General features: G+C 58.2%; 14 protein-coding genes, 1 pseudogene and 1 other annotated feature. Of the genes and pseudogenes, 3 read left to right on the forward strand and 12 right to left on the reverse strand.

Annotated features, from left to right (window positions below):
• The coding region (locus HPQ62_RS20590) for a sulfatase/phosphatase domain-containing protein (RefSeq protein WP_174804476.1) at nt 1–206 on the forward strand (206 nt) is incomplete at its 5' end.
• Between the two features lie 84 nt (nt 207–290).
• Here the strand turns inward: HPQ62_RS20590 and HPQ62_RS20595 are convergent.
• The gene (locus HPQ62_RS20595; protein ID WP_342343743.1) at nt 291–908 is read right to left on the reverse strand and encodes a gluconokinase; all 618 of its coding nucleotides are present in this window, start codon (nt 906–908) and stop codon (nt 291–293) included.
• A 108-nt stretch (nt 909–1,016) separates the two neighbouring features.
• Entirely contained in the window at nt 1,017–1,514 is a 498-nt protein-coding gene (locus tag HPQ62_RS20600; protein WP_174804477.1) for a tripartite tricarboxylate transporter permease, read from the reverse strand.
• 166 nt (nt 1,515–1,680) lie between these two features.
• Here HPQ62_RS20600 and HPQ62_RS20605 point away from each other — a divergent pair, with 166 nt between their 5' ends.
• A complete protein-coding gene (locus HPQ62_RS20605) occupies nt 1,681–1,968 on the forward strand; it encodes a PAS domain-containing protein (RefSeq protein WP_174804478.1) in 288 nt (95 codons plus the stop codon).
• 15 nt (nt 1,969–1,983) lie between these two features.
• A protein-coding gene (locus tag HPQ62_RS20610; RefSeq protein ID WP_425312661.1) for an IS3 family transposase occupies nt 1,984–3,212 on the forward strand; the annotation gives its coding sequence in 2 pieces (ribosomal slippage) (nt 1,984–2,272 and nt 2,272–3,212; 1,230 coding nt in all).
• Nucleotides 2,265–2,381: a sequence feature (AL1L pseudoknot), on the forward strand. Its footprint overlaps the gene before it by 117 nt.
• A gap of 276 nt (nt 3,213–3,488) precedes the next feature.
• Here HPQ62_RS20610 and HPQ62_RS21210 read toward each other — a convergent pair.
• The 10 genes and pseudogenes from HPQ62_RS21210 to HPQ62_RS20655 form a co-directional block, all read right to left on the reverse strand.
• On the reverse strand, nt 3,489–3,614 hold the full coding sequence (locus HPQ62_RS21210; protein WP_280516322.1) for a hypothetical protein: 126 nt from the start codon (nt 3,612–3,614) through the stop codon (nt 3,489–3,491).
• Between the two features lie 142 nt (nt 3,615–3,756).
• Nucleotides 3,757–4,683 (reverse strand): dihydrodipicolinate synthase family protein, encoded by a 927-nt coding sequence (locus HPQ62_RS20615; RefSeq protein WP_174804480.1) that lies wholly within the window; start codon nt 4,681–4,683, stop codon nt 3,757–3,759.
• A 13-nt stretch (nt 4,684–4,696) separates the two neighbouring features.
• Nucleotides 4,697–6,436 carry an L-arabinonate dehydratase gene (gene araD, locus HPQ62_RS20620; RefSeq protein WP_174804481.1) on the reverse strand — a complete coding sequence of 580 codons (1,740 nt, stop codon included), beginning with the start codon at nt 6,434–6,436 and terminating at the stop codon, nt 4,697–4,699.
• 28 nt (nt 6,437–6,464) lie between these two features.
• Nucleotides 6,465–7,955 carry a tripartite tricarboxylate transporter permease gene (locus tag HPQ62_RS20625; protein ID WP_174804482.1) on the reverse strand — a complete coding sequence of 497 codons (1,491 nt, stop codon included), beginning with the start codon at nt 7,953–7,955 and terminating at the stop codon, nt 6,465–6,467.
• Nucleotides 7,956–7,964: 9 nt separating this feature from the next.
• Nucleotides 7,965–8,474, reverse strand: a complete 510-nt coding sequence (locus HPQ62_RS20630) for a tripartite tricarboxylate transporter TctB family protein (RefSeq protein ID WP_174804483.1) — start codon at nt 8,472–8,474, stop codon at nt 7,965–7,967.
• A 54-nt stretch (nt 8,475–8,528) separates the two neighbouring features.
• The gene (locus HPQ62_RS20635; RefSeq protein ID WP_174804484.1) at nt 8,529–9,467 is read right to left on the reverse strand and encodes a tripartite tricarboxylate transporter substrate-binding protein; all 939 of its coding nucleotides are present in this window, start codon (nt 9,465–9,467) and stop codon (nt 8,529–8,531) included.
• 345 nt (nt 9,468–9,812) lie between these two features.
• Nucleotides 9,813–10,976 (reverse strand): mandelate racemase/muconate lactonizing enzyme family protein, encoded by a 1,164-nt coding sequence (locus HPQ62_RS20640; RefSeq protein WP_174804485.1) that lies wholly within the window; start codon nt 10,974–10,976, stop codon nt 9,813–9,815.
• A gap of 433 nt (nt 10,977–11,409) precedes the next feature.
• Nucleotides 11,410–12,144, reverse strand: a complete 735-nt coding sequence (locus HPQ62_RS20645; RefSeq protein WP_026173886.1) for a FadR/GntR family transcriptional regulator — start codon at nt 12,142–12,144, stop codon at nt 11,410–11,412.
• A 123-nt stretch (nt 12,145–12,267) separates the two neighbouring features.
• A complete protein-coding gene (locus HPQ62_RS20650) occupies nt 12,268–12,936 on the reverse strand; it encodes an SGNH/GDSL hydrolase family protein (RefSeq protein ID WP_244629795.1) in 669 nt (222 codons plus the stop codon).
• A 347-nt stretch (nt 12,937–13,283) separates the two neighbouring features.
• A pseudogene (locus HPQ62_RS20655) lies at nt 13,284–13,724 on the reverse strand (transposase); the annotation flags it as partial.
• Nucleotides 13,725–13,868 lie beyond the last annotated feature (144 nt).

A 13,868-nucleotide genomic window follows, 5' to 3' on the forward strand; every position in this document is an offset into this window, starting at 1 on the left:
CGCGCGAGAACAATGCGCCCCCGGAATGGGAACTCTACGATTGCGACAAGGATCCGATGGAGCTCTTCAACGTCGCAAACGACCCCGCCTATGCTGGGATCTTCAAGGCGATGCTCGAAAAGCTCGAGGCCAAACAGGCCGATATCGGTGACGTACCCGAACATGACAGCGCCGAGGTGCTCAAGGGCCTCCACGTGGCCGCCTGACAACTGAAACTATCGGCCGGGGCAGGATGTCCCGGCCCTAAAGCCGTTACTATTCCAATTCGGTCACGTCAGCGGTTCGCGGGATCAGGCCGCGGGATGCGTCCGGTTGCGGAGAGAACCGTATTGGTCGAGAACCGACGCCTCGATCTCATCGAGCGGCGCGTCGACATTGACGACGACATGCCGCTCGTCCTGTGATGGCGGCTCAAGTGCGGCGAACTGGGTGTCAAGCAGCGAGGCCGGCATGTAATGATCCGTGCGTGCCTGCAGTCTCTCGGCAATCACCGCATAGAGAGCGGTCAGGTAGACAAATAATAATTCGCGGCCAGATCGCTCGCGCAGGCGGTCGCGGTAGACGCGCTTGAGGGATGAGCAGGTCAAAACGACGGGGGCGGCGTTGCCGCTCAGGACCGCCGCGATCCTGTCAAGCCAGTCCCAGCGGTCTTCATTCTGTAGCGGGTGACCGCTCGCCATCTTGGCGACATTTGCGGCGGAATGCAGGTCGTCGCCCTCGAAAAATGGGTATCCGAACGTTAGCGCCAGACGTTTTGCAACAGTGGACTTGCCGCAGCCGGAAACGCCCATCACGATGAGATGCAGCGCCGCGCCGGACGTTGCCGGTGTGAGACCTTTATCGTATGCGCTCATTGTGACGCGGTCCTTTCTTTGCGGTCGCGCCTGAGCGGTGATGCGATCGGCCACAGAACCAGGACCGAGATGATGGCGAATATCACGATCGCAATCCAACTGCTGGCGATCATCGCGATGAAATTATCGTCATGGATCAGCAGTCCGCGATTGAGGTTCTTCTCAAGCTCGGGGCCGAGCACCAGTCCGATGACCAGCGGGGCGAGGTGATAGCCGCCGCGCCTGAGCACGACACCCGCAATGCCGCAGATGACGGCAACGACGGCGTCGAGTGGATTGCCGCGGATCGTCTGTGACGGCATTCTCCGACATCAGCCTGACGCCCGGGGTGATGCCCTGAATGACCAGTGCACTCATCAGGATAGCCGTGATCACGTCTCCGGGGATGCCGAGCGCCAGCGTCGGGATCATGGCGCTGCCGGTCACCGCGTTGTTGGAACTCTCAGCCGCGATCAGCCCATCCGGCTCGCCCTTGCCGAAATTGGCGCTGTTTTTCGATGAGCGCTTGGCCAGTGCATATGCGATGAAGGCGGCTGTCGAGGCGACGGTTCCCGGCAATGCCCCGATCAGGCAGCCAATGCCGGAACAGCGCAGCAGTTGCCCGAACCGACCTTTCCACTCAGACAGGCGCGGCAGGATCTCACGTGCTTCGTCGCTCATGCCGCTTCTCCCTTCCCCGATGACAGGAGGCCCATATACGCCTTCATTGATTCGACGAATGACAGCTATATTTCCCGTAAATGCCGCAAGAAAGTAATCTCAATTTGCACTTTTTTATATATGCCGTAACTTACTGATTTGACGAAAATCAAGAACTGAGGATGGGATGCAATCCAGCGTAGGTAGCGGAAATGCCCTGGTAAAAGCTGCACTTAACATCACGCCGAAAGGCGTAGTTTCCTACTGGAGCAAGGGAGCCGAATTGCTCCTGGGATACGCTGCCGATGAGATCGTCGGAGGCAATATTTTCGAGCGGCTCGTCCCTTCGCGTGACCAAGCCGGATTTGTTGAGCACCTAAGCTTGGCCGAGCTGACTTCTGATGGGGCAAGTTTCGAATTCCCGTGCCTGCACAAAGTGAACCGCTCCGGGTTTGCCGGAGGCTCCAACTCTTAAGTAAGATGGAGCATTATGAGCAAAACAACGAACAAGTATTCCCCTGAAGTCCGTGAGCGGGCGGTGCGGATGGTTCTCGACAATGCCGGTCAGCATGGATCGCGCTGGCAGGCTGTTGTCTCGATTGCCGCGAAGATCGGCTGTTCAGCGAATACGTTGCACGAATGGGTCAAAAAGGCCGAGGTCGACAGCGGCCAACGTGCCGGCATCCCGAGTGATATGGCTGAGCGTATGAAGGCGCTGGAACGGGAGAACCGCGAACTGCGCCAGGCGAATGAGATCCTGCGCAAGGCGTCAGCGTATTTTGCGCTGGCGGAGCTCGACCGCCGGTCGAAGTAATGGTCGCGTTTATCGACGACCAGCGTGGGAGCCATGGGGTCGAGCCGATCTGCAAGACATTGCCGATCGCCCCATCCACCTATTACGCCCATCTGGCCAAGCGGGCCGATCCGACGTTGTTGTCGGATCGCGCCAGGCGCGATGCCGGGCTGAAGCCCCAGATCCAACGTGTGTTCGAAGAGAACTGGGAGGTCTATGGGGCGCGCAAGATCTGGCGGCAACTGGGCCGCGAAGGCCTGGCTGTCGCGCGTTGCACCGTGGCACGACTGATGAAAGATCTAGGGATCCAGGGGGTTATTCGCGGCAAGCCGCAGAAAACCACCGTGCCGGATAAGAAGCAGCCCTGTCCTTTGGACAAGGTGAACCGCGAATTCCGCGTGCCGGCGCCCAACATGCTCTGGGTGAGCGATTTCACCTACGTCGCCACATGGAAGGGGTTCGCATATGTCGCCTTCATCATCGATGCCTATGCCAGAAAGATCGTCGGCTGGCGTGTCAGCACATCGGCCCATACGGGCTTTGTGCTCGATGCTTTGGAACAGGCTGTCCATGATCGGCGCCCCACGAAGGCAATGGGGTTGGTTCATCACAGCGATCGAGGCTCGCAATATCTGTCCATTCGCTACTCGGAACGCCTCGCTGAAGCAGGTATCGAACCTTCTGTGGGGAGCGTCGGTGACAGCTATGACAACGCCTTGGCAGAGACCATCAATGGTCTCTATAAAGCTGAGGTCATTCACCGGCGTGGCCCTTGGCGAAACTTCGAGGCAGTCGAATTTGCCACGCTCGAATGGGTGGATTGGTTCAACAACCGCCGTCTGCTCGAGCCAATCGGGAATAAGCCACCGGCAGAAGCAGAGGCACACTTCTACGCAGCTCTGGAAACTGAAGTCCAAGCCGCGTAACTATTGAAACCAAGCCTCCGGCAAACTCGGAGCGGTTCACCACGTCCTGGGACACGATCCGCATCATCAAACCCGAAATATGCGGCTTGCCGGAGAGCTATTGTGCCTTGACGCTAAGTGCATGGCGCGGGCGCGACATGGACGCCGCGCGCTGGCATCGCCTGTCCGCAACGCACGAAACGGAAATTCTCCTGATCAAGGCGCAGTGTGAAGCGGCCCATATGTAGGGCAATGGCCAGGAAGACGGCAACGCGGCGTCCTCTCGCTGACTTCGTTTCAGGAACGGCGCTCAACCGGAGCTCCGGCTTCCTTGCTGAGCGCCATCGCCGTGTCGATATCGGGAACGGCGCTTGCGACCGTCAGCGTTCCCGGCCAGCCCAGCCAGTCGAAGCGCGCATTCACGGGGAGGCAAGTAGTTATACCAAAAGAGACACGAACGGCCGGAGGCGCTCCGACCGTTCATCGTTTTCAGCGTCGCATCATGTGGCTAAGCGGGCGGTCAATTCCGCGCATTTCCCGAACCCCGCATCAAAGCAGAAAGTCATCAGATCAGGCCATTTTCTTTAAGAAAACTTTCCATCTGCGCCTGCTGCCCTGCGGTCAGGGGCCAGGCGGACGGCGCTCGAGTGCTGCCGCAATCCTTGCCGATGGCCTGAAGCGCCGCCTTTACGCCGGTCACATTGGTCCCGTTCATCTCCTCGGCGCGCACATCTTCAAAGGCCTTCATCGCGTCAATGAGCTGGTTGGCGAGCGGGTAATCGCCGTTTTCCAGCGCCGCATGGATCGCCATCGAGCGTTCCGGCCAGATATTGATGAGGCCGGACGTGAAACCGCGTGCGCCCACGGCGTAAAACACCGGGGCCCAGACTTCGGCAAGCCCGCCTACCCATACTATTGACGGGTCGCAGGCGGCCTTTGCGGCGGCCAGCTTCAGCGGATTGGGCGTTGCCCATTTCACGCCCTTAACGCCTTCAACCTCGCATAAAGCGCGAATATTGTCGGTCCCGATCGCGTCATTGCGCAGATAGACCATGATCGGCATTCCCCCGGACGCGGCGGAAATCTGTCGCAGATAGGAGGCCGTTCCCCGTGGCGACACGAAAGGATCCGGCGGCTGGTGAACCATCAATGCCGCGGCGCCGGCTTTTGCGGAAGCTTCCGCCAGGCGGCAGGCATCGCGGATCGAACGGCCGACGCCGGCCAGCACAGGGGCGCGCTTGCCGACCATTGCCACGACCTCCCGCGCCATGGTGCAGGCTTCATCTGTCGTCAGGCCGTAAAACTCGCCGGTATTGCCATTGACCACGGGCATATGCAACCCGGCATCCAAGGCATGATCGATGATCGGCTGAAGCTTTTCCGGCGCTATGTCGCCCTTGGCGTCATAGGGGGTCACCAAAATCCCGGAAATGCCAGTCAGTGCCTTGTCGAGTGTGTCGAGTGTGTCGAGTGTGTCGAGTTCAAGCTTCATGTGTTCAATTCCTTCAAAAAATGTCTGGCTCACCGGCGCCGGGACCGAAATCCGTCTGCAGGAAATCGAAATCGCACCCCTTGTCCGCCTGGGTCACATGCTTGGAAAATATGTGGCCATAGCCACGCCCGTATCGCGGTTCCGGCGGTATCCAGGCGGCACGGCGGGCGGCGATTTCCGCGTCATCGACGAGCATATCGAGCCGTCGTTCCTCAAGATTGAGCCGAACGATGTCGCCGGTTCGCAGCAGAGCCAGAGGTCCGCCGACAAATGACTCCGGCGCGACATGCAGAATACAGGCGCCATAGGACGTGCCGGACATGCGCGCGTCAGAGATTCTCAACATGTCGCGATAGCCCTGCTTGATCAGGGCTTTTGGGATGGGCAGCATGCCCCATTCCGGAAAGCCCGGCCCGCCCAATGGGCCGGCATTGCGCAAGACCATCACCGTGTCGGGCGATATATCGAGGGTCTCGTCGTCGACCGCCCGCTTCATCTCGGGGTAGCTGTCAAACACCAGCGCCGGGCCCTGGTGCTGATAATATTTCGGATCGCAGGCCGCGGGCTTCATGACCGCGCCGTCCGGACACAGATTGCCCCGCAGAACCGCCAGCGAGCCTTCCCGGTACACCGGGTTGGAGAGCGGGCGGATGACGTCGTCATTATAGACCACAGCCCCCTCGAGGATTTCGGCCATGGTCTTGCCGGTTACGGTGATCGCGCTTGTGTCCAGCCGATCCTCGATCTGCTTCATCAAGGCCCGCAATCCGCCGGCATAGTAGAAATCCTCCATCAGGTAATCCTTCCCGGAGGGGCGCACATTCGCGATCAAGGGCGTGATCCGTCCCAACGCATCCAGTTCATCAAGCTCCAGCTTCACCCCGGCGCGGCGGGCCATGGCAATAAGATGAACGACCGCATTGGTCGAACAGCCGGTCGCCATCGCCACGATGGCGGCATTGCGCACCGAGGCGCTAGTGATGATCCTGTCGGGGGTCAGTCCCTCCCAGACCATTTCTACAATGCGGCGTCCGCAATCGGCAGACATGCGCATGTGTCCCGAATCCACCGCGGGAATAGACGAGGCGCCCGGCAAGGTGAGCCCCATAGCATCGGCGATCGACGTCATGGTCGACGCCGTGCCCATGGTCATGCAGACACCGGCGGAGCGGGCAATGCCGCCTTGAATCCCCAGCCATTCGGCGTCCGAAATATTCCCGGCGCGCCGCTCATCCCAGTATTTCCACGCATCCGAACCGGAACCGAGAATCTTGCCCGCATAATTGCCGCGCAGCATCGGACCGGCTGGCAGGTAGATCATCGGCACGCCAGCCGAGATCGCGCCCATGACGAGCCCCGGCGTGGATTTGTCGCAGCCGCCCATCAGCACAACGCCGTCGAGCGGATGGGCCCGGATATTCTCTTCCGCCTCCATGGCAAGAAGATTGCGATACAGCATCGATGTCGGCTTGCTGAAACTCTCATCAACCGAAATCGACGGAATCTCGACCGCCAGCCCCCCCGCCTGGGCCACGCCGCGCTTCACGTCCTTGACCCGCTCGGGAAAATGGCTGTGGCAGGTGTTCAACTCCGACCATGTGTTGAGAATGCCGATGATCGGCTTGTCGCGAAAATCAGCTTCGGAATAGCCAAGCTGCATCATCCGTGACCGGTGGCCGAAGCTGCGCAGGTCGTCGGGGGCAAACCAGCGCGAGGAACGCAGATCCCCCGGCTTCAGGCGATCTTGTGTCATTGAACACTCCTTGAGAAAGAGAAAGGGGTCAGCGTGCCCTGACGCCGTTGCGCCGCCTGAAAATGCGCCAAAGCGAATAGCTGAGGAGCGCCAGTGCCATAGCGAGCAGCACGGCGGAGACTGGCCGGATTACGAATGTGCTCCAGTCGCCGTCGGAGTACATCAATGCGCGCCTGAAATTTGTCTCGAAAATCGTGCCGAGCACGAAACCCAGAACCAGCGGGCTGAGTGGAAAGCCGTAACGCTCCAGCACATAGCCGGCCACGCCAAAGCCCAGCATGATCCAGAGGTCGAATGTGCGGTATTCGCCAACATAGACGCCGACCACCATCAACAGCGCCAGCACCGGAATCAGAAAGTGGCGGGGAATGAGAAGCACGCGCGGGAAAATACGGATCGTCAGCAGTTGGACCATCAGAAGCGCGAGGGTCGCCAGCAGGAAGGCTGCATAGATCGTAGCGATCAAGCCCGGCTCGTTCTTGTAGAGCAGCGGGCCCGGCTGCAGCCCATGGATGGTGAAGCCGCCGATCAGGATGGCTGTGACGCCGTCGCCGGGAATGCCGAGCGTCAGCAGGGGCAGAAGCGCGCCGCCGACCGAGGCATTGTTGGCAGTCTCGGCCGCGTAGATGCCTTCCAGACTACCCTTGCCGAATTCCTCGGGCTTTTTGGATGCCGAACGTGCGGCGCCGTAGGCTACCAAATTCGACGCCGAACCGCCAATGCCCGGGAGCACGCCGATGGCAATGCCGATCGTCGCCGATCTGATCATGTTGACGCCATTGGAAACGAATTCGGCGAGCTTGACGCCGGCGCCGCGCAAATCCAGCTTTTCCTCGATCTTCGGGGAGGTCTCCGAAATGTCGCGGATGAGCTGAGCGACAGCAAAAAGCCCGACCATGAACGGGATGATGCTGATGCCCGACAAAAGGTCGATATTGCCGAAGGTGAACCTCTGGGCCGAGCCGATCGGGGCAAAGCCGATGGTCGACAAGCCAAGACCCAGAACGGACGCGATCAGTCCTTTTATCAGGTTGGCCTCAGACAGGACCACAACCAATACAAGGGCGGCGATCGTCAACGCGGTGTATTCCGCAGCGCCGAAATCAATTGCAAAGCGAGCGATAACCGGCGCGAACGCCACGAGAATCATGAGGCCAAGGATACTGCCCACCGCACTTGCCACCATGCCGGTCGCCAGCGCTTTGACGGCCTGGCCCTTGCGGGCAAGCGGGTAACCGTCAAACGTGGTGGCGATCGAACTCGGGGTGCCTGGAATACGCAAGAGCGTGGCCGAGACCAACCCCCCGGATACGCCGCCAATATAGGTGGCGATGAGCATGGCTATGCCGGCATCCGACTGCATGGCGAAGGTCACGGGCAGCATGATGGCGATTGCCATTGTCGCACTCAGTCCGGGAAGCGCTCCAAAAACGAGGCCGACGGAAACGCCGATCATCATGAGCAGCAGCAGCTTCGGTTCAAAGAGATGGACCATGCTCGAGAAGAAAAGATCAAACATGCCGTATCCTTATGAAAACCAGACGCCAGGGACCGAGAGGTTGAGCGCGTGCGACATCAGCAGGCCAAGGATTACGGTGACAACCAGCGCGGCCGCACTGCGCACCAGGACGCGCCGCACGGTTATCTTGTCCATCAGGCTCATGACCCAGGCCAGGAAAAGCGTCGCGGAAATTGAAAAACCCAGGACGTCAATTAGCGGAATGAAGGCAACGAAGCCGAGCATGATGCCCACCCGGCGAACCGGGCTCGGCGGCTTTTGAATACCGACATTCGGATTATCCGGACCTGACCGGATCGCGTCGAGCACCTCTTCGGAAAGGTCATCAGCCGTTCGCGGCTTTCTGCGCTGAACCGCAAGCGCCAACCCCAGGACCAGCAGAAGAGCGCCTATAATATACGGCAGAATACGCGGCCCCGGGTCGCCAGTGCCCGGAAAGTTCTGCACGATCTGCTGTGTGGATAGAATGATTGCCAATCCAAGCAAAGCGAAGAAACCGCCAAAGATGCGATCCGCCATCACCGGTAACTCCCTGAATGGCTCCACCGCACGAAAATGCGGTGGAGCTGCGTTTCATTTGCCCAGAAGTCCGGCGATTGTCTTCTGCTCGGCGCTGAGGAATTCAGATGCCTGCTCAGGCGTGCGCAATGCCGGAACCTGCGCCTGCTTTTGCAACGCCGTTGCGAATTCAGGATCAGCCTCGATCTCCTTGACGATCTGGGTGAACGCCGTTTTCACGTCGTCATCGACCTTTTCAGGACCGTAGACCGTCATCACCAGCGGCAACGAGAAATCCAGACCTTCGGCCGTGGTTGTCGGAAAATCGGGCGCCATCGGATCGGGCTGACTGTTGATCACGGCAAGCACTTTCATCTGGCCGTCTTCAACATATTGCTTCGCATTGGCAACGCTCATCGAAATGACATCGACCTGCTGGCTCAACAATGCCGTAATACGGTCGCTCTCGGTTCCCGCGTCGACAAGTCGCACGGCGCCGCCCGTGGCAGCATTGAGCGCTTCACCCTTGACCTGCGTGGTGCCGCCGAGTTGCGAGCCGATATTGAGTTCGCCCGGATGGGCTTTCGCATAGTCGATAAATTCCTTCATCGACGCATAGGGCACATCGGAGCGCACGGCATAGACTTCGTTAACCGCGGAGGTTGTTGCCAATGGCGTGAACGATTCCCAGGAAAAAGGGGATTGTCCGAACAGGTTGGCTGTATGCAACGCCGCATGGAAAAACAGCAGCACCGAACCATCTTCCGGTCCACGCGCAACCGACTGCGCGGCGATGACGCCGCCGCCACCGGGCTGATTCACGATTGCGACAGTTGCATCCGAGTGTTTCTCGAAGAACTCGGCAAAAACGCGCGCGCCGGCATCCGTGCCGCCACCGGGATTCGCCGGCACGAACATGCGTACCGTATCAGCGGGATAGTCCACCTCAGCCATTGCCATTCCAGGCGCGAAAAGAACTGAAGCAAGCAGACATGTTTTCAGAATTTTGTTCACGGTTTACTCCTCAATCAACCGGTTTCGTGGACGGTCATTTGGCTCCTCACGAACCACGTCTTCTCTTCTGTCTTGAGCAAAACTGCCTTGCCAAACCAGAAGCCCGACGCGCATTTCATTCTTACTGCCAATCACAAATGTTGTAAACAAAAATTACATTTTTATTACTTATAATAATAAATTTCGGCTCCTTTTTCTCCCTAAACAGTCGAAACATCAGAGTATCAATTTATATATAATTATTTGTTTTTATGATTTTATTTTAGAAAATCGCGAGCGGAATTTCGCTTGAGCTCGACCAATAATTTGCAAAACCTATTTCCTTTTTAGATTCAATTGGTCAACTCATTCCGAGACATATCCGGCGCCGTGGGCGGCCCGGTCCCACTCGACCAGGGGCGCGCGCAATCGCTCCAGCGCATCCTCGTCCAGCTCGACGCCCAGCCCCGGCCCTGTCGGGACCGCGATCCGGTTGTCCGCAATCTGGATGCGATCCCTCACCACGTCTTCAGCATAGAGCAATGGCCCCACAGGGTCGGAGGCGACGGATAGCTCGGAGATGGCGGCGCCGAGATGCGCGTGCGCGGCGGTACCGATACTGAGTTCCTGCGTGGTTCCGAGCAGGGTGCGGATTCCCGCCAGTTCGGCCAGCGCGGCCAGTTTCTTGACCTGCAGCAACCCACCCGAGTTGACCGTGATGTTGAAAATATCGACCGCCCCGGCCTTTACCATCGCCATGGCTTGCGCCGCGGATGAGCAATGCTCGCAAACGTCGGCTTCGACACGACGACGCAGTTCCGCCATTCCCTCGAAGTCTTCGCGCCAACTGGGGCTTTCTATGACTTCGAATCCGAATTGCTTGAGACGTTCATAGGCGCGGAGGGTATCCTTCCAGTAGTGCTTCGCCTGAAAATCGAGCGCCTTCAGCAGGACGGCGTCGCCAAAGCGATCGCGCACGGCCGCCAGGAACTTTTCATCCTTGGCGAAGTCGACGCCGACATAATAGCGGAAGCGCGATATGCCTTGCTCCAGAAGCGTCTGGATGAAACCAAGATTGCGCTCATAATCGGCTTCGGCCTTCACCTGGAAGAGGGGGTAGCAGATTTCGATCGCATCCCGGGTCCTGCCGCCCAGAAACGTGTGCGCCGGTGTGTCGAGCGCTTTACCCATAATATCGAAGCACGCCATGTCGATCCCCGCCGCTATCTGCGAAGCCGGCGTGAAAGGCGGATAGCTTGGAGCGGAAAGGAAATAATTATGGAGGTACTTTGCCATCTCATTGTGGAGTGCCTGGACAGCAAAGGGATCCCTCCCCAGCGCGATCCTTTCAATACCGATTTTGACGGCGTCCACATCGGGCATATACATGCGATAGCAATCGAGATCCGAAATCTCGCCCAGACCGGTCAGACCCTCATCGGTATGGACCTGGAGAATAAGATGGGAGCTGATCGATCCGGTGCGGCGGTGGGTTTGAATGGGCGTCAGGGTTATCGACGATATTTTCATGCACGTTGTCCTGTTCTGATGCCTTGGAAGCGCCGTGCCTTGACGGGTCGGATCGTTTTTCCACGCAAGCTCTTCGTGAGCCGCCCTTTGCACGACCGTATTTGATGGTCGGTTGGCTCGAGTCGAGTAGCACCTTATTGCCGGCGCAAAAATTGTCAATAAATTTTATAACAAATTACATTGGTCGCACAATCACGGCGAAAGCCAAGCCGACGGTCGGTATAAATAAACTAATAAAAACAGAAAATTAATGGACTATCGCCGAGCTCTCTCTGCAGGCTTTAGCACCAGGTCCGTAGCGAAAAGGACCTGTTATTTGTTATTTTAAATAACCTATTTGGCTCGTCGCATATCCCTTGGCCGGGTTCAGCATGGCGTAGACAACCACGCCGCCCAGAACGGCGGAGGCGATCAAATATTTTGGAAATGCGGATCAGTTGCCCTGATCGATGATGCGATGGCGAACGCTGACGAGGTGATATTTCATGTAGAGTTTCGCCAACTCGCCATCGCCCGTACTGATGGCGTCATAAATGTCGCGATGCTCCTTGAGCACCTTGTTTTTCCGCTCCTCCGATCGGGTTCCGGTGATCGTCGAGGCAATGCGCATGGTGCCCAGCATGTCGGGTTTGAGCAGCATCATCTGCTTTTCGAAAAGATCGTTTTCACTGGCTCGGGCGATCTCCATATGGAACTCGAAGTCGGCTTCGAGCGCCCCCTCGCCAGTGCGAAGCGCGACCTCCATCTGTTCAAGAACCTGATGGAGACGTCGCAATCTCGACTGGGTGATGCGAAGGGCGGCCAGACGCGCTATCTCCGATTCAAGACACTGGCGCACTTCATAGGCGCGCATATATTGGGCAAATCTGGCGTCATCCGTATAGTGCGCTATTTCACGCGGCGGCAGGCGCAGCACAAATGTTCCAGATCCGCGCCGGGCATTGATCAGCCCGTCATTTTGTAAATTCTGAAGCGCTTCGCGCACAATCGGACGCGAAACATTATACATTGACGACAGCTCTTTTTCGGTCGGCAATCGGTCGCCTACCGCATACCGTCCTGTCGACAACTGCATTAGAATTTGCGCATAGACTTCGTCCGCGTACCGGCGCTTTCTTACGGGCGCAACGGCGAGAGGGGTGTCAAGTTTGCTCACTTCGGCGGCCACGTTGATCTCTGGAAAATTTGTTAAGTTATCATGAGAATAGCGACGAATTTGTAAATTCGCAACCAGATACATAAACGAACGGCGGCTGCAGACTGTCCGGGCGTCAGAAAGCGCCTGTCATCGTCAAGCAAGGAGTATGCGGACCGGCTCTACCAACGCGGCGCCGATCGCACGGGTATTGGCGGCATCCAAGTGCACGCCGTCGATATCACTGGCCTTGGCCACCTGCGCGGCATCGAAAAAGGCGCAATTCTGCGCCTCGGCAATTGCGCGGTAACCCGAAGCCAGCAAATGGCTGTGCTCGACAATCCGGCCCGACTGTGGCCCCTGATTATCGGACCGCATGCAAAAATGCGGCGGCGAAACAATCATGATCTTCGGCGGCGTCATCCCCCAATTATATGGGAAACAACGAACAATTTCGATTAGTCTGGACATTCCCGCAAAGGCGCCATCGACCGTGGGCGAGATATAGGGTTTGAGATCATTGGCGCCGAGCATGATGATGATGAGATCAAGCGGGGAATGCGTCGCCAGCAGCATCGGCAGGGCGCGCGCTCCGTTGCGATCGAACGCTGCCGTTCGGTCGTCGAACGCGCTCGTGCGACCGCCCAGCCCCTCGGCCACGACCCGATGGGTTGCGCCAAGCCCCGCCTCCAGAACGCTCGGCCAGCGATCATGATAATCGTGCCTTCCACCGGCAACGGGGTTCGTGCCCCAGGTCAGGCTATCGCCAAAGGCCATGATTGTTTTTGACATATATTTGTCCTTATTCCTTACAAAAACATTCATATGGCCATCCTGGCTTCTGTCAACCGAAGGCGTTGATTGGCAGCGCGCGCGACGCTGACCATTGGTTAACTCTCGATTTTCGCAGACACGATACCGAACACGTGGCCAACGCTTTTCAGAAACCATATTCCGGATCGACCAAGTTCGTTGCATCTTGGTTCTGGGCAATTTGGAAGTTCCGCTGAAGGTGGAAGGCCAGAAGCTATTTCGGTGTGCCATTTTACCAGTCTTCAAGGGATAATCGAAGCACACCGGCAGCAATCATCGCAGCGATTCGGAGGATCGTGTCCCGCATCGTGGTGTAGCTTCGGCGTTCACCGTGCCTTCCGGAAAGGGCCGGGAACGGATCAGCTTGCGGCAGGCAGGCTGATGAGGGGATCATCGCTCATTGTTGCGATTGTTTTCAGTGTCATGTAGCGGGATCGTTAGACGGCCCATTCAACGTTCTGTTCGGCCAGGAGCGCGCCGCCGAGACGAACGATGGCGCCATCTTTGGGAAAGATGCCGACGACCTCGGTGCGGCGCCTGATCTCGCCATCCAGGCGTTCGATCGGGCTTGTGCTGTGAAGCTTGGTCCAATGCTGCATGGGAAACGTCATGTAGGCGAGCACGTCCTGTTCGACGCCATCCATGAGCGTTGTGAGCTTGGGCACCTTCGGCCTGATCTGGTCGGCGACACTGCGCCACTGGGCGCTTGCGGCCTCCGGCGTGTCCTGGGCAAACGCGGTGGCGATGAAGGCGGAGACGACGCGCCGCCCGCTCTTTCCTGCATGGGCGAGCGCATTGCGCTATGCAAGTGGACCCTGGGGCTGTTGAAGAAGTCGCCGACGGCTGATCAGACAGCACCTTGCGCGTTAATGAACGTCTGCGGGAGTAGAATGCGGCTGAAAGCCTTCCTCAGCTCGCAAATGGTTGCCTGGGGGTGAAGTCAC

This window comes from Martelella limonii, from assembly GCF_013344475.1.
GTDB classification, from domain to species: domain Bacteria; phylum Pseudomonadota; class Alphaproteobacteria; order Rhizobiales; family Rhizobiaceae; genus Martelella; species Martelella limonii.

Coding starts and splice junctions, on each gene's coding strand:
- HPQ62_RS20600 (WP_174804477.1), bottom strand. CDS start 1,514: ATGAGCGACGAAGCACGTGAGATCCTGCCGCGCCTGTCTGAGTGGAAA.
- HPQ62_RS20605 (WP_174804478.1), top strand. CDS start 1,681: ATGCAATCCAGCGTAGGTAGCGGAAATGCCCTGGTAAAAGCTGCACTT.
- HPQ62_RS20615 (WP_174804480.1), bottom strand. CDS start 4,683: ATGAAGCTTGAACTCGACACACTCGACACACTCGACACACTCGACAAG.
- araD (WP_174804481.1), bottom strand. CDS start 6,436: ATGACACAAGATCGCCTGAAGCCGGGGGATCTGCGTTCCTCGCGCTGG.
- HPQ62_RS20625 (WP_174804482.1), bottom strand. CDS start 7,955: ATGTTTGATCTTTTCTTCTCGAGCATGGTCCATCTCTTTGAACCGAAG.
- HPQ62_RS20630 (WP_174804483.1), bottom strand. CDS start 8,474: ATGGCGGATCGCATCTTTGGCGGTTTCTTCGCTTTGCTTGGATTGGCA.
- HPQ62_RS20640 (WP_174804485.1), bottom strand. CDS start 10,976: ATGAAAATATCGTCGATAACCCTGACGCCCATTCAAACCCACCGCCGC.
- HPQ62_RS20650 (WP_244629795.1), bottom strand. CDS start 12,936: ATGAATGTTTTTGTAAGGAATAAGGACAAATATATGTCAAAAACAATC.